Genomic DNA, 17,252 nt, shown 5'->3' with positions numbered 1-17,252 from the left:
GTAAAGCATAAGGATTGAAATTGTCTATGGCAATCACTGAAACGACACACTCTCCCCGAATTCTGGTGGCCGGCTGCGGCAAACTTGGTGGTGCGATTGCCAGCCTGATGGCCGACTCAGCCGAAGTCTTCGGCTTGAGAAGAAATCCAGACAGGGTACCGGAGGGCGTTCGGGGCATAGGTGCTGACCTGACACGCCCGGACACTCTCGAAAATACATTGCCTGACAGCCTCGATGTCGTGGTTTACTGCCTGACACCATCCAGCTACGACGAGCAGGGCTACCGGGACGCCTATGTTACCGGCCTCACCAATCTCATCAGGGCCTTAAACGGGCAATCACTGAAACGACTCGTCTTTATCAGTAGTACCAGCGTCTACTCACAGGACGATGACAGCTGGATCGACGAAGGCAGTCCGGCCGTACCCGCACGCTCTAGCGGGGAACAGATACTGGCAGGCGAGCAAGCCGCCCTGAACAGCGGGCAACCGGCCACCATCATTCGCTTTAGCGGAATTTATGGTCCCTCCAGGCGGCGCTTCCTTGAGGAAGTCATTGAGGGGCGGATGAATCCGCAAACGCCGGCACCTTTCAGCAACCGTATCCACGAGGACGACGCCGCAGCTGCCGTAGAGTACCTGGTAAAACGCTCGCTGCATGATCAGTCGCTGCAGGAGCTGTACACTGCCAGCGATTGCGAGCCGGTTCGGCTGGATGAGGTCGTGGCGTGGGTGCGCCAGCAAATCCCCTGCGCCACACCGGCCGACGATGCCAGGAAAGGCGGTCGTGCGGGCAGCAAACGGTGCAGCAACAGACGGCTTCTTGAAACCGGCTTCCGCTTCCGGTACCCGGACTTCAGGGCCGGCTACCGGCCCATGATTGAGGAAGGATAGAAGCCGGGAACGAAAAAAGGCGGCCTGAGGCCGCCTTTTTTGCTCAAGCAGGTTCTCAGCTGAGAACCATCACCGCTTCCATTTCGATAGGGACACCCTTGGGCAGGGCAGCGACACCAACGGCGGCGCGAGCAGGATATGGTTCCTGGAAATAGGTCGCCATGATCTCATTGACGGTGGCAAAATTCGCCAGATCGGTCATGTAGATGTTGACCTTTACAATGTCTTTCAACTCACCACCGGCTGCCTCACAGACAGCTTTCAGGTTCTCGAACACCTGACGTGTCTTGGTAGAAAAATCCCCGGCCACCACTTCCATGGTCTCCGGCACCAGCGGAATCTGACCAGACAGGTACACAGTATCGCCAGCTTTTACAGCCTGGGAGTACGTACCAATCGCCTGGGGCGCATTTTCGGTCTGGATAATGGATTTGTTGGTCATGCCTTTTGAATTCCTCTCTTTCAAAACGCCAATCGTCACCCCTTGGCGCAGTTACTGTCAACCGGGCTTTGGTCTGTCTCAGTGACGGACCCGGTTGATATGAGTAACCGCCCGGATATTGCGGATACGACGCATCACTCTCGCCAGGTGCCGACGACCACTGACGTGTACCACAAGGCTGACAATGCCGAACTTGGCATTCTGATCTTCGACGTTGATCCGCTCAATGTTGCCATCTGCCATGGCGACTGCATTGGCCACCTCGGCAATCACACCGCGCTGACGCTCAAGCTCCACACGTAACTCAACCGAAAACTCGTTGGTGATGTCCTTGGCCCACTTGAGATGGGTCAGGCGGGCCCTGCCTTCGTCATCTTCCGGTAGGCGGGAGCATGTGTCTGAATGAATGACCATGCCCTTACCGGAATCCATCATGCCCACAACCGGATCCCCCGGGATCGGTTTACAGCAGCTGGCAAAACGAACCAGCAAACCTTCCGTTCCGCTGATGGTCACCGGACTTCGATCACCACCCTGTATGTTCCTGGAGGCTGCAGCATTCTCGATGCCCTCAGCACCAGTGACCAGCTGGCGTGCCACCAGATAAGCCATTCGGTTCCCAAGGCCAATATCACTGATCAGATCGTCCAGACTGTTAACCTGGTTGTGGTTTACCACCGCCTGTACCTGGGCATCACTGATTTCTGACAGGCGTGCACTAAAGCCCTTGAGTGATTTTTTGAGGAGTGTTTTACCCAGCTCCAGAGATTCCGCGCGCTTCTGGTTTTTCAGAACATGCCGGATACTGCTGCGTGCCTTACCAGTGACCACAAAACTGAGCCAGGCAGGGTTTGGACGGGCACCCGGCGCGGTAATGACTTCAACAGTCTGGCCACTCTGCAGCGGCTGACTCAGTGACCCCAGATTGCGGTTGATTCTGCAGGCTACGGTGGCGTTCCCGATATCAGTATGGATGGCATAGGCGAAGTCCACGGGGGTAGCGCCACTGGGCAACTCCATGATCTTGCCCTTGGGCGTAAATACATAGATCTCGTCAGGGAACAGATCCACTTTCACATGCTCGATAAACTCCAGGGAGTCATCGGCGCGCTCACGCATCTCCATCAGACCCTTGACCCAGCGATCGACCCTCGCCTGATTTGCCGTGGTTACACTGCTGGGCTCATTCTTGTACATCCAGTGGGCAGCAATACCGTTATTGGCAATGTGCTCCATCTCCTCCGTCCGGATCTGGATCTCGATGTTCACATGCATGCCGAACAGGGTGGTGTGGAGAGACTGGTAGCCATTGGCTTTAGGCATGGCTATATAATCTTTAAACCGGCCGGGCAGCGGTTTGTAAAGACTGTGAACGGCGCCAAGAATCCGGTAGCAGTCGTCCTCGGTGTCGGTAATGATCCGAAAAGCATACACATCCATGATTTCATGGAAGGATTTCTGCTTGAACTTCATCTTGTTGTAGATGCTGTTCAGGTGTTTCTCTCGCCCAAGGATACGCCCCGGTAACCCGCGTTCTTCCAGTTTTTCCTGCAGCCTCCCGCGGATTTCCTCGATAATTTCACGATGGCTTCCTCTCAGCTTGTCGACCGCCTTGGAAATGTACTTCGAACGCATCGGGTACAGGGAGGTAAAACCAAGGTCTTCCAGCTCAGTGCAAATAGAATGCATGCCCAGGCGGTTCGCGATCGGGGCATAAATATCGAGGGTTTCGGTGGCGATGCGCTGACGCTTTTCGTAGGGCATTGGCCCCAGTGTCCGCATGTTGTGCAGACGGTCTGCGAGCTTCACCAGAATTACCCGGATATCCCTCGCCATGGCCAGAGTCATCTTCTGGAAGTTCTCAGCCTGGGCCTCTGCACGGGTACGAAACTCAATCTGGGTCAATTTGCTGACCCCGTCCACCAGCTCCGCCACATCATCGCCAAACTGCTCTGCGAGCGCGTCCTTGGGAATCCCCGTGTCTTCGATGACGTCGTGGAGCATGGCAGCCATCAGGCTTTGATGGTCCAACCGCAGATCAGCAAGGATATAAGCAACCGCCAGGGGGTGGGTGATATAACGATCACCCGTCTTTCGCATCTGCCCCTCATGGGCCTGCTCGGCATAATAGTAGGCCCGTCGCACCTGATTGATGCGATTGGTATCCAGATAGGTGCTCAGCTCTTTCGCCAGCCCTTCAACCTTAGCCTCTGCCGACACCGCGCCTCCAAAGCCTCAATATGTTTTCAGCGACAAAAAAACCCGAATGCACGCATCCGGGTCCTTCCGTAGTCCTACCAGCAACACTTATAGTTACACTATAAAAGCGCGGGGACAGATTTCAATGCTTCTCAGGCGTGGATACGTACTTGTACCCGCACCTTGTCACTCATCTTCATCTTCTTTCAGAAGATCGCGACCGATCTTGCCTTCCGCGATTTCCCGCAGGGCAATAACCGTGGGCTTGTCGTTCTCTTCCGGCACCATAGGTTCCGCACCTTTGGTAGCGAGCTGACGGGCACGCTTGGTAGCCAACATCACCAGCTGGAAGCGGTTATCAACGTTTTCCAGACAATCTTCAACGGTAACTCGTGCCATAACTTCCCCGAAAAATAAAATGACTGATTCAGCAGACCGCGTAGTTTACTGTGGCCGGCTCAATTTGTATACAGCTAAAGCCAGCTTCAGCTCCGGCCGGAGAGTCCGGCGAGCAAATCCCCGTGACGATCCTGCTGGACCTCCATGCGAAGCCTTTGGCTGCGGACAATCGCCAACAGGTCGGCCAACGCGACATCAAACCGGTCATTCACCACCAGGTAGTCAAACTCCACCGCATGCCGGCACTCATCCGCCGCCTCGGCCAGGCGACGCTCAACCACCTCGGGCGCGTCCGTGCCGCGGCCGGTCAGTCTTTCGCGGAGAATCGCAGTTGATGGCGGAACAATAAAGATGCCCACGCATTCAGGCATCAACCGACGCACCTGGGCCGCTCCCTGCCAGTCAATTTCCAGAATGACATCCTCACCTTTCGCAAGGGTCTCACGTACCCAGACATGAGATGTGCCATAGTAGTTGCCGAAGACATCGGCATGCTCGAGGAAATCACCCCGGGCTATCATCGACTCAAAAGCTTCACGGCTGACGAAGTGATAATTCACACCGTCCGACTCGCCGTCGCGCATCGGCCGGGTGGTGTGAGAAACCGATACACCCAGCTTCTTATCGTTGCGCAGCATCTCTGCTACAAGGCTGGTTTTCCCCGCGCCGGACGGTGCCGATATCACATACAACGTACCTTGCTCGACTGCCTGCCTCATCAAGAAAAAACTCCAACTGAACATGTACCAGAAAGCCGCCCGATAAAAGCAGCATCAACGGGAAGCCGCCGGATTATAAGGCTTTCGCCGAGGCTACGCACGTTACTCCAGGTTCTGCACCTGCTCACGCATTTGCTCGATCAAAACCTTCAGATCAACCGCTGCCCGAGTAACGCGAGCGTCGATACTTTTGCTGCTAAGGGTGTTGGCTTCCCGGTTCAGCTCCTGCATCAGGAAATCCAGACGACGCCCAATGGCGTCGTCACTTTTCAGGGTATCGGCAACTTCGCTCATATGGGCATCAAGGCGGTCCAGCTCTTCCGCTACATCACTTTTCTGGGCCAGCATGACCATTTCCTGAGCGACTCGATCGGCGTCCAGCTCCACCTTCGCCTTCTCAAACCGATCCCGGAGTGTCTGCTCCTGAGCGCCAAGAAGTTCAGGCATCAACTTACGCACCCGGGAAACAACATCAGTCATGGTGGTCAGGCGTTCCTCGAACAGCGGACGCAGGCGCTCACCTTCCCGCTCACGGACACTCACCAATTCACGGACCGTGTCTTCAAACAGACCGGCGGCCGCATCCAGGGCGGGACCATAGTCCTGCTCGGGAACCGACAACACGCCGGGCCAGTGAAGAATGTCCAGGGCACTGATATGGGCGGGGTTGTCGAGAATGCGATTGACATGATTGGCCGCCTCATTGACCGCCTTTGCCATATCGTCATTGATTTCGAAGCTCTGCGACGCCTTGTCGGCTGACTGCAGCCGCATGGACACATCCACCTTGCCCCGCTTCAGTTGTTTTCGAAGCTCTTCCCGGAACCCGTTTTCCAGCTCACGAAACGTCTCGGGTAATCGAAACGAGGGCTCGAGATACCGGTGATTCACCGTGCGAATCTCACAGGTTAGCGTCCCCCACTCTCCCTGAGTGTCCTTCCGTGAAAACGCGGTCATACTTCTGATCATGGCAGCTCCGGTCATGGTTGGTATCAGAGCTTCGAGTCTAACAGGCTCTTAACCCCAACGGCGAACCGAACCACAGGCGAAGCCATATCCCACGCCGTCGACGTGTTATACTCGCCGTCCTTTCAATTAAGATTCGGCCGGGACAGGCTCCCGGACATTCATCACAGACTTCAGGAAACACTATGCGACCAAGCGGCAGAACGCCCGAGCAACCCAGAGACGTTCGAATCACCCGAAACTACACTCGTCACGCCGAAGGCTCGGTGCTGGTGGAGTTCGGAGACACCAAAGTGATCTGCACAGCCTCCGTCGAAAACAAGGTACCCCCTTTCCTGCGCGGTGAAGGCAAAGGCTGGATCACCGCCGAATACGGCATGCTCCCGCGCTCCACCGGCAGCCGCATGGGCCGGGAGGCCGCTCGCGGCAAACAGGGCGGCCGTACCGTCGAGATCCAGCGCCTCATCGGCCGCTCCCTGCGCGCTGCCGTTGACCTTAGCGAACTGGGTGAACACAGCATCACCATCGACTGCGACGTGATCCAGGCCGATGGCGGCACCCGCACCGCGGCCATTACCGGCGGCTGCGTAGCATTGGTGGACGCCCTGAACTATCTGGTCGCCGAAAAGCGCCTGAAAAAATCACCGCTCAAGCAGATGGTGGCCGCGTTTTCAGTTGGTGTATATAAAGGCACTCCGGTTGTCGACCTGGACTACCCGGAAGACTCCGAAGCCGAAACCGACATGAACGTGATCATGACCGACCAGGGCGGGTTCATTGAAATCCAGGGGACGGCAGAAGGCGCGCCTTTTGTTCAGGAAGAACTGGACAACATGCTGATGCTGGCCAAGCAGGGCATTGAAAAGCTGTTTGAAATCCAGAAAGCTGCCCTGGAAGGCTAAATCAAATAGCCTGGGCGTTGGCGTAGGGCCTTCTGCCCGGACTGTTGAAGGCCAGGGATGGCCGGAAACAAGCGTACAGGGATGTACTCGCAGCGCGTCTGGGCAGAAGGCCCTACTTCCACGCTTCCACCACGCTTAAAAGCCAATCTGGATATCGTAATCCATGATCACCGGCGCGTGATCAGAGAACCGGGTTGCATCGTCGATCCAGCCGTCCTGAATCGTATTGCGGATACCCGGCGTCAACAATTGGTAATCCGTGCGAATTCCGGCGTTCTTGCGAGCACCCTCTGCTTGCTCAGGCCACCAGGTAAACTGACCACTCTGCTTGTTGATTTCCCGGAATGCATCAATACAGCCCATTTCATCGAACAGGCGGTCCAACCACGCGCGCTCATGGGGCAGAAATCCGGAGAAGTCGAACTTGTGATAGAGCGGACTGGCATCGGTCACATTGTGTGCCGTCTGAAGATTGGCGCACAATATGAACTGTCGACGCTTACGCAGGGTCTTCTGCATGTGCAGGCCGAACCCGTCCAAGAACTCGTCCTTGTGATCCAGCACCGTAAGGTCATCGTCACCGATCAGCTCTTCCTCACGCCCCAGTGCACAGGGGGCAAGCACGCACGCGACAGAAACCTTATCGAAGTCGGCCTGAATGAAACGACCCTCCCGGTCTGCCTGCTCGTTGGCGAATCCGTACATAATGGCCTTCGGGAAATGGCGAGTGTAGATTCCAACACCGCCATCCTCGTTCTTTTCGCCATCGATGAAGTAAGCCTCATAGCCTTCCGGGATGAGGTTGTAATCTTCTACCTCATAGGCACGCATGCGGTGATCCTGAACGCAAACGACGTCAGCATCCTGTTCGGCCAGCCAGTCAAAAAAACCCTTTTCAACAGCCTGGGCCAGGCCATTGACGCTGATTGATACTACCCGCATACGTGTTCCCTGATTCGGTTTGTGTGTATGATACCGTTTTTACGCGCTAATTAAAGATTCACACCCGCCAGAAGCCTTGTCATGCACGACTATCAGCAAAAATTTATTGAATTTGCCATCCGCCGGAACGTACTTCGCTTTGGTGAGTTTACGCTTAAATCCGGCCGTACCAGTCCGTACTTTTTTAACGCTGGGCTGTTCAACACCGGAGATGACCTGCTTCAATTAAGCAAAGCCTATGCCGCAGCGATAGAACGGAGCGGCCTGAATTATGACATTATTTTCGGACCAGCCTATAAGGGCATTCCGCTGGCAACCGTGACAGCCATGGCACTTGCTACAGACGGTAACAGCAAACCGTTTGCCTTTAACCGGAAAGAAAAGAAAGATCATGGCGAAGGTGGCAATATCGTGGGTGCGCCTTTGCAAGGCAAAGTACTTATCGTCGATGATGTCATTACTGCCGGCACCGCCATTCGTGAGTCCATTGATCTGATTCGTGGTGCCGGTGCAGAGCCAGCTGGCGTGCTGATTGCACTGGACCGGCAGGAGAAAGGCAACGGTGAGCTGTCCGCTATCCAGGAAGTGGAAAAGGAATTTGGCATTCCCGTTGTGAGTATCATCCGCCTGGAACAGGTTCTGGATTATCTCAAGGCCAACCCGGACTTTGCCGGCCACGCCGAGAAGGTAGCCAGTTATCGGGATCGTTACGGAGTCTGATCGATGCTCAACCGTCTGACAGCATTCAAAACAGCTTCTGCCTTTGCCCTTGTGCTGAACCTTGTTACCACAGCGGAAGCCGGAATGTACCGTTATACGGATGAAAACGGCCAGGTGGTCATTAGCAACACCATTCCCCAGGAAGCCACCAAAAGGGGTTACGACATCCTTGGCAGCAGTGGTCGGGTAATCGAAACCATTCCTCCCGCACCAACCGAAGAAGAAATAGCGGAGCGGGAGGCTGAAGAGCAGCGCCAGAAGGAACTGGAAATCCAGCGTGAGAAGGACCGCCAGCTTCTGAAGCGCTTCAGCCACCCGGACCAGGCCGTCCGGGCCATGCATCGGAAGGTTCGGGAGCTTGAAGGGCTGATACAGCTCAAACGCGGCAATATTTCCGTCATCTCCAATCAACTCGATAATGAACAAAGCCGCGCGGCTGACATGGAACGGGCGGGCCAGAAGATTCCTGAAGCGAGACTGGATAAAATTCGACGCCTGGAATCCCAGATACAGGATATCGAAGCGGAAATCAGCGCTCAGAAAAAGGAAATGGAAGAACTCCGGGGAGACTTTGAAAGGGATATTCAACGACTGGAAGAAATTACCGGTGAGCCCCGAACCCCAGCCCCAAAAGAAGCTGAGACGCAGTAACCTCAGACGAACGCAGAGCATCGGACAAAAAAAAGGGTGGTGCTTTTCAGCACCACCCTTTTTACTGTTGGTCGCCAGTCAGCGACCCTTCAGCTGCTCAGGCAGAAGCAGTCGTCTTCTTCGCAGTAGACGTGCTCTTGCTAGCAGTGGTCTTGCGAGCGGCCGGCTTCTTGGTTTCCTGAGTTGCCTCGGAAACTTCCTCGGCGGCCTCAGATACTGCATCAGCACCTTCCGCTACTTCCTTCTCGAGCTTGGCTACCAAGTCTGCTGCAAAGCTGCCAAGACGGCTGTTCAGACTACGCAGTTGCTCGAACAGGCTCTCACTGTAACCATTGTAACGCTTGCGCAGGGTCTTCACGCTGTACTCACGCGCTTCAGACTCGAGCTTCTCGGCATAATCAAACGGCATTGATGCCAGTTTTTTCTGCTGCTCTTCCGCCGCATTGATGCCTTTATCAACGATTTCCTGAATCTGTTCCTGGTATGACTTGAGTTTACCCATGTCTGTTCTCCTTGGTTTCTAAAAGTGCTTCGGGCCTTAGGGACTCGCCCTGTTAATAGGCCTTTACCCGAATCTCACATACCAAGTTACAGACAAAAATTAGAATGTTCATACTAAAAGCGGCGAACAGGATAATAAGGACTTCTACGGATGATCCATCTGCCACCCAGAGCTTCCTGAGCGACGGAGCTTACCAGCGAAACAGAACCCAACTGGGCACCAGCATGTCCGACTCGGTCTCCCGGATCCAGCCACCGCCATCCGCCGGCACGAGGTAGTATTCCGGCCCGGCTTCCGGCACCACCTTGATTTCCATTAACTGGCCATTGACCCGGTACTCGTAAAAGATTTCCTCTTCTCCAGGCCGGATGACAATCTGGGGCCCCTCACTGGTGGGCTGATAGTCCGAAACCACTACCGGCTCATCGGGCGTTTCAACAAGCGTCTTATCCAGCGCCCCTTCTTCCTGGGCAAAAACGACCCCGGAGAAACAGACGAGCAGTAGTGCCGGACAGGAGATTGCTTTCATTTTCGTGGTACCCTTTTAGCCATTGAATTCCATACAGAGTTGCATAAGCCAACCCACGCTTCAATCAGATTCCGGACCTGTTTTGACATGACTGAGCAAAAGACCCCACCTGTGGTTCTTGTTGATGGATCTTCCTATCTTTTTCGCGCTTATCACGCGCTGCCGCCACTGACCACGAGCAAGAACCATCCCACAGGAGCCATCAAGGGCGTGATCAGCATGATCCGCCGCCTGGAGCAGGATTTTCCCGGCTCCAAAATGGTCGTGGTTTTCGACGCCAAGGGCAAAACCTTCCGGCATGAAATGTATGAGGAATACAAAGCCAACCGTCCGCCCATGCCAGAGGATCTAGCCTGCCAGATTGAGCCGATTCACGAGATCGTGAAAGCCATGGGGCTCCCGCTGCTAACAATCACAGGCGTCGAAGCAGATGATGTAATCGGCACGCTGGCAAATGAAGCCACCAGCAAAGGCATTGATGTGGTGGTTTCCACCGGCGACAAGGATATGGCGCAACTGGTAAGCGACCACGTCACCCTGATCAATACCATGACAGAAACCAGCATGGATCGTGACGGCGTGGTGGAAAAGTTTGGTGTCACCCCCGAACAGATCATTGACTACCTGGCACTGGTGGGCGACAAGGTCGACAACATTCCCGGCGTCAACAAGTGCGGCCCGAAAACTGCCGTGAAATGGCTGCAGAGCTACCAGGATCTCGACAATCTCATGGCGCACTCCGATGAGATCAAGGGCAAGATCGGTGAATATCTGCGGGAAGCCACAGAAACTCTGCCCCTGAGCCGTGACCTTGCCACCATCAAGACCGATGTGGACCTGGAGTTCGGCCTGGAGGACCTGACGCTGCGGCAGCAGAGTGACGACCAGCTGCTGGAGCTGTTCAAAGAATACGAATTCAGGAACTGGGTCGCCGAACTCGAAAACGGCAACAGTAAGAGCAATACCGATGACACCCCCGAGCCTCAAAGCAGCCAGCCGACCGAAAAGCGCTACTCCGTTATCACCGAGCAGAAAGAGTTCGATGACTGGCTAAAGCGCCTCAAGCAATCCGATCTGTTCGCATTTGATACCGAAACCACCAGCTTACGCTACAGCGACGCAGAAGTGGTCGGCGTGTCCTTCGCCATCGAACCGGGGGAAGCCGCGTATGTGCCTCTGGCCCACGACTACATGGGAGCGCCCGATCAACTGAACCGCGAAGCGGTGCTGGAACAGTTGAAACCGTTACTGGAAGATCCGAAACAGGCCAAGGTCGGACAAAACCTCAAATACGACAAGAATGTACTGGCCAATCATGGCATCACCCTGGAAGGAATCGCAGAAGACACCATGCTGGAGTCCTATGTGCTGAATTCTGTGGCCACACGCCATGATATGGACAGCCTTGCCATGCAGTATCTGGGTGAAAAGACCATTACCTTCGAGTCCATCGCCGGCAAGGGCGCAAAACAGCTGACATTCAACCAGATCGAGCTGGAGCAGGCCGGCCCTTATGCCGCTGAAGATGCTGACATCACACTGCGCCTACACCGGACCCTGCAGCCGTTGCTGGAACAGACCGGCAAGCTGGCCTCGGTGTACCGCGACATTGACCTGCCGCTGGTACCGGTTCTCTCCCGCATGGAGCAACGGGGCACCCTGATAAATGCCAGCACACTGAGAAAACACAGCCAGGAGCTGGCCGAGCGCTTGGCCGAGCTGGAAAAGGAGGCGCATGAGGTTGCCGGCGAGACCTTCAACCTCGGCTCCACCAAGCAGTTGCAAGCCATCTTCTACGACAAGATGGGGCTACCGGTAATCAAGAAGACCCCAAAAGGGGCGCCTTCCACTGCCGAGCCGGTACTGCAGGAGCTGGCCCACGAACACGAACTGCCCCGGCTGATTCTGGAGCACCGTAGCCTGAGCAAACTGAAGTCGACCTACACGGATACGCTTCCGGAGCTGATCAATCACCGCACTGGACGGGTTCACACCTCCTATCACCAGGCCGTCACGGCCACCGGCCGGCTGTCCTCCTCCGAGCCCAACCTGCAGAACATCCCGATTCGCAGCGAACAGGGACGACGCATTCGCCAGGCTTTCATCGCTGATAAGGGCTGTAAGCTGTTGGCAGCGGATTATTCTCAGATTGAACTGCGCATCATGGCCCACCTGTCGGGAGATAAGGGCCTGCTGACGGCGTTTGAAAAGGGTGAGGACATTCACAAGGCGACCGCCGCCGAGGTTTTCGGTGTATCGGTAGATAACGTATCGGGCGATCAGCGTCGGAGCGCCAAGGCCATCAACTTTGGCCTGATCTACGGCATGTCTGCCTTTGGTCTGTCCCGGCAACTGGATGTAGAGCGGAAAGTGGCTCAGCAATACATCGACCGCTATTTCGAGCGCTACCCCGGCGTCCTCAAATACATGGACAATATCCGCAAACAGGCCCACGAGGACGGTTTCGTGGAGACCCTGTTCGGACGTCGCCTCTACCTGCCCGAGATCAACGCCCGCAATAAACAGATGCAACAGGCAGCCGAACGGACCGCAATCAATGCCCCTATGCAGGGTACAGCCGCGGATATCATAAAACGGGCAATGATTGAGGTTGAGGACTGGCTGACGCGGGAGCACGCTGATAAGGCCCGGATGACCATGCAGGTGCACGATGAACTGATCCTGGAGGTCAACGAGGACGCACTGAGCCAGATTCGGGAAGGCCTGGTGAAGCGAATGTCCGCCGCCGCCGAACTCGACGTTCCACTGCTGGTAGAAGCCGGCGTAGGAGATAACTGGGACGAAGCTCATTAGCGGCGGCCCCGCCGACCCCCTTGCAGTTCAACACCGGGGACCACCCGGTGTTGAACGTTCAGCAACCGCCAAAACAGTGCATTGCCTTCACAAAATGCACCTTATAAAAGCGCATTTTTTACCCCACCACTGAACTGTACCCGACCAACTTTGGCCGGGACCCTCCATACCAGCGCGCCCAGGGACTTTCGGAAGAACCCGGCATGGAATTCGCATCAGCTGGGATGTCGATGCTCGCCCATTTAACGTAAACCGGGCAGCGCCATGTTGTGACATATCCATTCCGAGGTCGTAACCATGACATCTCTGGTATCTGAACGAAGCTGGCTGTTGGATCCGGGCCTGCTCAAACTGGTTCACCAGTGCCGTCGCCTGATTCGCTCCGAATTCGGCGTAAAATTGCACCTCACGGAAGAAAATCTGGAGCAACAGCTGGCGGAATACGCCAGCAAGACGCGCTCAAGCCACCTGATGCGCACATGGGCAACCCTCCAGGAAAAGGTCCCTCAGCTAAGCGTTCAGACGGAGCGTGCAGGCAGTGAGGAGGCGCCGAAACGTATGTATCGGGGTCAGGAAATTGCCGAGGACACCAGACCAGTGACGGCAAACAGTGAGGAATCGGAAGAGGACCCGCCACGGAAGAAGAAGGTCATCTACCGTGGCCAGGTTGTTGGCTGATCAGCGGGCGTTTGTCGCCAACATGGACTCGCGACTTAAAAAGCCTTGCTAACCTCGACAGCCGCACTCCAGGCACTCAGTTCATACGTTCCCTGATAGTTCGCCGCGGTCGTAGGCTCACCGGCCGGATCGTCGTGACTATATTGACGGTCATTTACCTTCGCGTCATCGGCAAAGATCAAGGTGCCAACTGCTGCATCAACGGTCCAGCCGCTTTGCCCATCAGCCCACTGAGTTCCGAGCGTCAACCAGTGACGATCTTCAGACGGAATTCGAGCCGTTACGTAATTTCCGTTAACCGGGGATTCGTCCCAGGCGTAACCGGCCTTGAACGCCCAGGCCGACGTAGCCTGCCATATACCGCCGACATTGAACTGCCAGGTGTTGCTCCACTGTTCGGTGATATGGCTGATAGGGTCATCTCCACTGCGACCCGTTGCCGCTGAAACGGCGCCATTTTCCCCCTCACGGCTATAAACATCCAACTCTTCGAACCGGCTCCACTTAGCATAGGTTGCACCCGCCAGCAGAGTGACGCCTTCGGTGAGACGATGACGCGCCCCAAACGTGATGCTCTCCGGGATGGCAAGAGGAACTTCAACCTTTTCCGTCAGGGTCGTCGTTGTTAGGCCTGACGGCCCAAGAACAGGGAAATTGGAAACACTGATATCACCCTTGAGATCAATTTCAGTTCCGCTCTGCGCACTCAGGCCAAATTGGGTGTGATCCGAAAGCTCATAAAGAAAGCCTGCACGGAAAGTCACACCAATGTCGTCACCCTCAACATCTGAATAGGGGTCCGCTGGCAGGCTACCAACGACTCCAGCGGCTGTTGCAGCTGCGGCCGCTTGATCACCACCGTTCGTCGCAAGCGCCTGGCGGTATACGATTCCGCTGACATCCGAGTACTTGGACAGTCTTCCCTCTGCATAAATGATATTCAACCCCGCTCCCATCGAGAGACCTTCACCATTACTGACAGCGACTGATGGCGTAAACGCAATGGCTGTTAGCTCAGTCTTATCGGCAAAGAAGCGGCCCGCAAAGTCGTCTTCGTAATCTGCGGCAAGACCATAAGGCGCATGAATACCAAACCCGACATCAATCGAGTCGTTGACCTCGTGAGTCAGATAGAAATTCGGTAAGACCGCAGGATCCGCTATGTCTCCACCATTGCCCGCGGGCGCGATCGGGATCTGGGGAACTTGACGCTGGGCCGAAACGGAATCCTTTTTCGCCTCAGCATCAATGTCCAGCACCGCCGCACCCAAAGAAATATTGGTACCGGAAAGCTGGCTCATGCCGGCCGGGTTAAACAGGACAGTGGTAGCATTTTCCGGGTTGGCAGCAGCACCGGCATTAGCAATACCCATTGCGCTGGCGCTTTGCTCATTCAGTGAAAAGCCGCCTGCGTAAACGCTGGGCGGCGCGGCAATAATTGCGAGTGATGCAAGACGTACCGCCCGGACAGGCAGCGAGGATCTCGTGCGCATGGTATCTCCTGTTTAATTTGGCGCGGAGTATACGCAGCACAGAGCAATGGCCTCAAATGCCAATCCTACTGGTTTGAAAGCCTAACCGTTTACGACTTTAGTCTAGTCATCCTGGATCGACAATTTATCAACCGATGAGGACAACTTGTCAGCTCCCTGGGCGTCGGCACCCAGCTTGATCATCAGGCGCAGGTCGTTCGCCGAATCAGCATGAGCGAGTGCATCTTCGTAAGTGATCGAGCCCTCAGCGTAAAGCCTGTAGAGCGCCTGATCGAAGGTCTGCATGCCGGATTCGTTGGATTTCGCCATCAACTCCTTAAGCTTGTGCACCTCACCCTTACGAATCATGTCGGCCACCAGAGGCGTATTGACCAGCACCTCGATGACCGCCTTGCGACCCTTGCCATCCGGTGTTGGCACCAACTGCTGGGCAACGATGGCCTTGAGGTTCAGGGAAAGATCCATCCAGATCTGGTGGTGCTGCTCAGGCGCGAAGAACTGAATAATCCGATCCAGAGCCTGGTTGGCGTTGTTGGCGTGCAGAGTGGCCAGACACAGGTGACCGGTTTCCGCAAACTGCACCGAATATTCCATGGTCTGGCGAGTCCTGACCTCACCAATCAGGATCACGTCCGGCGCCTGACGCAGCGTATTCTTCAGCGCCACCTCAAAGCTTTCAGTATCAATACCCACTTCACGCTGGGTTACGATACATCCCTGGTGCTGGTGCACGAATTCGATCGGGTCTTCGATGGAAATGATATGACCACGACTGTTGCGGTTCCGGTGTCCGAGCATCGCAGCCAGCGACGTGGACTTACCGGTCCCCGTCGCCCCCACGAACATGATCAGGCCACGCTTGGTCATGGCCAGATCCTTGACGACTTCGGGCAACGACAGATCGTCGATCTGGGGGATCTTTACTTCGATCCGACGCAGCACCATGCCGCAGAGGTTACGCTGGAAAAAGGCACTCACACGAAAACGGCCGATGCCCCGGGCACTGATAGCAAAGTTGCACTCGTGGGTTTCCTCGAACTCGGCCCGCTGCTTGTCGTTCATGGAACCGTAGACAAACTCGCGGGTTTGCTCCGGGGTCAGGGCATTCTTGGTGACGGGAAGGACCTTGCCGTTCACTTTCATGCTGGGGGGCACGCCGGCGGTAATAAACAGATCCGAGCCGCCTTTTTCAACCATCAGACGAAGCAGTTTATCAAATTCCATATGAGCACCTGTTTTCGTATGTCCTGTTAGGAACCAATCAGAAATTATCCGGTATTTTCGCCTTGGCCCGGGCCGCTTCGCGGGAAATCAGTCCCTTTTGCAACAAGCGTTCCAGGCATTGATCCAGTGTCTGCATGCCCAGGGATCCGCCAGTCTGGATCGAAGAATACATCTGGGCAATCTTGTCTTCGCGAATCAGATTTCGGATGGCTGAGGTGCCGATCATTATTTCGTGAGCCGCAATCCGTCCACCACCCATTTTCTTCATCAGGGTCTGCGAGATGACCGCCTGCAAAGACTCAGACAACATCGAACGCACCATGGATTTCTCTGCCGCCGGGAAAACGTCCACGACCCGGTCAATGGTCTTGGCCGCAGAGGTGGTATGCAGGGTACCAAACACCAGGTGGCCGGTTTCTGCAGCAGTCAGCGCCAGACGAATGGTCTCAAGGTCACGCAGCTCACCAACCAGAATGATGTCGGGATCTTCCCGCAAGGCAGAACGCAGTGCCTCATTAAAACCCAGGGTGTCCCGATGAACTTCCCGCTGGTTTACCAGACACTTTTTCGATTCATGCACGAATTCGATCGGATCCTCGATGGTAAGGACATGCTCGTACCGGGTGTCGTTGATGTAGTCCATCATCGCCGCCAGCGTGGTGGACTTACCGGAACCGGTCGGCCCGGTCACCAGAACCAGCCCGCGCGGCACCGAAGAAATATCCTTGAATGTCTGCCCCATTCCGAGGTCTTCCATGGTCAGGACCTTGGAAGGGATAGTCCGGAATACCGCGCCGGCGCCCCGGTTCTGGTTAAAGGCGTTCACGCGGAAACGGGCGACACCTGGAACCTCAAAGGAGAAGTCGGTTTCCAGGAATTCTTCGTAGTCCTTGCGCTGCTTGTCGTTCATGATGTCGTAAATCAGCCCATGCACCTCTTTGTGCTCCATGGGCGGCAGGTTGATACGACGAACATCGCCGTCAACACGAATCATTGGCGGCAGGCCAGCAGACAGGTGCAAGTCAGACGCACCCTGTTTGGCCGAAAAGGCAAGCAGTTCAGTAATATCCATAGGAATCCTCGGAAGGCTTTTTCTTTTGTCCTGACAGCATCTGTCCGGCGAGTCTCCGAAGCGGTTCACTTGGCATTTCAGTGACCTGCGGGTAACGTGTCGACGTA

General features: G+C 55.5%; 17 protein-coding genes. 6 read left to right on the top strand and 11 right to left on the bottom strand.

Annotated features, from left to right (window positions below):
* Positions 1–26: 26 nt before the first annotated feature.
* Positions 27–893: an NAD-dependent epimerase/dehydratase family protein gene (locus tag KFJ24_RS17785; RefSeq protein WP_250832473.1), complete on the top strand. Its 867-nt coding sequence runs from the start codon at positions 27–29 to the stop codon at positions 891–893.
* Positions 894–948: 55 nt separating this feature from the next.
* Here KFJ24_RS17785 and KFJ24_RS17780 read toward each other — a convergent pair whose 3' ends face one another.
* The 5 genes from KFJ24_RS17780 to KFJ24_RS17760 form a co-directional block, all read right to left on the bottom strand.
* A complete protein-coding gene (locus tag KFJ24_RS17780; protein WP_250832472.1) occupies positions 949–1,335 on the bottom strand; it encodes a RidA family protein in 387 nt (128 codons plus the stop codon).
* Positions 1,336–1,413: 78 nt separating this feature from the next.
* Complete coding sequence (locus tag KFJ24_RS17775; RefSeq protein ID WP_250832470.1) at positions 1,414–3,555, bottom strand: RelA/SpoT family protein; 2,142 nt, start codon at positions 3,553–3,555, stop codon at positions 1,414–1,416.
* Between the two features lie 165 nt (positions 3,556–3,720).
* Complete coding sequence (gene rpoZ / locus KFJ24_RS17770) at positions 3,721–3,933, bottom strand: DNA-directed RNA polymerase subunit omega (RefSeq protein ID WP_250832468.1); 213 nt, start codon at positions 3,931–3,933, stop codon at positions 3,721–3,723.
* Positions 3,934–4,019: 86 nt separating this feature from the next.
* A complete protein-coding gene (gmk, locus tag KFJ24_RS17765) occupies positions 4,020–4,652 on the bottom strand; it encodes a guanylate kinase (protein ID WP_250832466.1) in 633 nt (210 codons plus the stop codon).
* A gap of 102 nt (positions 4,653–4,754) precedes the next feature.
* The gene (locus KFJ24_RS17760) at positions 4,755–5,621 is read right to left on the bottom strand and encodes a YicC/YloC family endoribonuclease (RefSeq protein WP_250832465.1); all 867 of its coding nucleotides are present in this window, start codon (positions 5,619–5,621) and stop codon (positions 4,755–4,757) included.
* Positions 5,622–5,803: 182 nt separating this feature from the next.
* On the opposite strand from KFJ24_RS17760, the gene rph reads away from it, so the two are divergent.
* Positions 5,804–6,520 (top strand): ribonuclease PH, encoded by a 717-nt coding sequence (rph, locus tag KFJ24_RS17755; protein ID WP_250832464.1) that lies wholly within the window; start codon positions 5,804–5,806, stop codon positions 6,518–6,520.
* Between the two features lie 135 nt (positions 6,521–6,655).
* Here rph and KFJ24_RS17750 read toward each other — a convergent pair whose 3' ends face one another.
* On the bottom strand, positions 6,656–7,462 hold the full coding sequence (locus KFJ24_RS17750; RefSeq protein WP_250832463.1) for an exodeoxyribonuclease III: 807 nt from the start codon (positions 7,460–7,462) through the stop codon (positions 6,656–6,658).
* An 81-nt stretch (positions 7,463–7,543) separates the two neighbouring features.
* Here KFJ24_RS17750 and pyrE point away from each other — a divergent pair, with 81 nt between their 5' ends.
* Together pyrE and KFJ24_RS17740 are read left to right on the top strand one after the other, a co-directional pair.
* On the top strand, positions 7,544–8,182 hold the full coding sequence (gene pyrE / locus KFJ24_RS17745) for an orotate phosphoribosyltransferase (protein WP_250832462.1): 639 nt from the start codon (positions 7,544–7,546) through the stop codon (positions 8,180–8,182).
* Between the two features lie 3 nt (positions 8,183–8,185).
* Positions 8,186–8,833: a DUF4124 domain-containing protein gene (locus tag KFJ24_RS17740; protein ID WP_250832461.1), complete on the top strand. Its 648-nt coding sequence runs from the start codon at positions 8,186–8,188 to the stop codon at positions 8,831–8,833.
* 97 nt (positions 8,834–8,930) lie between these two features.
* On the opposite strand, the gene KFJ24_RS17735 is transcribed toward KFJ24_RS17740, so the two are convergent.
* A complete protein-coding gene (locus KFJ24_RS17735; RefSeq protein WP_250832460.1) occupies positions 8,931–9,335 on the bottom strand; it encodes a hypothetical protein in 405 nt (134 codons plus the stop codon).
* A gap of 190 nt (positions 9,336–9,525) precedes the next feature.
* Positions 9,526–9,864 (bottom strand): DUF2782 domain-containing protein, encoded by a 339-nt coding sequence (locus tag KFJ24_RS17730; RefSeq protein ID WP_250832459.1) that lies wholly within the window; start codon positions 9,862–9,864, stop codon positions 9,526–9,528.
* A gap of 87 nt (positions 9,865–9,951) precedes the next feature.
* On the opposite strand from KFJ24_RS17730, the gene polA reads away from it, so the two are divergent.
* Together polA and KFJ24_RS17720 are read left to right on the top strand one after the other, a co-directional pair.
* Positions 9,952–12,678 carry a DNA polymerase I gene (gene polA, locus KFJ24_RS17725; protein WP_250832458.1) on the top strand — a complete coding sequence of 909 codons (2,727 nt, stop codon included), beginning with the start codon at positions 9,952–9,954 and terminating at the stop codon, positions 12,676–12,678.
* Between the two features lie 297 nt (positions 12,679–12,975).
* Positions 12,976–13,356: a hypothetical protein gene (locus KFJ24_RS17720; protein ID WP_250832457.1), complete on the top strand. Its 381-nt coding sequence runs from the start codon at positions 12,976–12,978 to the stop codon at positions 13,354–13,356.
* A gap of 35 nt (positions 13,357–13,391) precedes the next feature.
* Here KFJ24_RS17720 and KFJ24_RS17715 read toward each other — a convergent pair whose 3' ends face one another.
* The 3 genes from KFJ24_RS17715 to KFJ24_RS17705 form a co-directional block, all read right to left on the bottom strand.
* Positions 13,392–14,849, bottom strand: coding sequence for an OmpP1/FadL family transporter (locus KFJ24_RS17715; protein ID WP_250832456.1), 1,458 nt, complete (start codon positions 14,847–14,849; stop codon positions 13,392–13,394).
* 102 nt (positions 14,850–14,951) lie between these two features.
* Complete coding sequence (locus tag KFJ24_RS17710) at positions 14,952–16,073, bottom strand: PilT/PilU family type 4a pilus ATPase (RefSeq protein WP_250832455.1); 1,122 nt, start codon at positions 16,071–16,073, stop codon at positions 14,952–14,954.
* Positions 16,074–16,110: 37 nt separating this feature from the next.
* The gene (locus tag KFJ24_RS17705) at positions 16,111–17,145 is read right to left on the bottom strand and encodes a type IV pilus twitching motility protein PilT (RefSeq protein WP_250832454.1); all 1,035 of its coding nucleotides are present in this window, start codon (positions 17,143–17,145) and stop codon (positions 16,111–16,113) included.
* Between the last annotated feature and the right edge of the window lie 107 nt (positions 17,146–17,252).

Origin of the sequence: Marinobacter sediminum, from assembly GCF_023657445.1 — a bacterium.
Lineage (GTDB): Bacteria > Pseudomonadota > Gammaproteobacteria > Pseudomonadales > Oleiphilaceae > Marinobacter > Marinobacter sediminum_A.
This window is presented reverse-complemented; position numbering and strand designations above follow the sequence as displayed.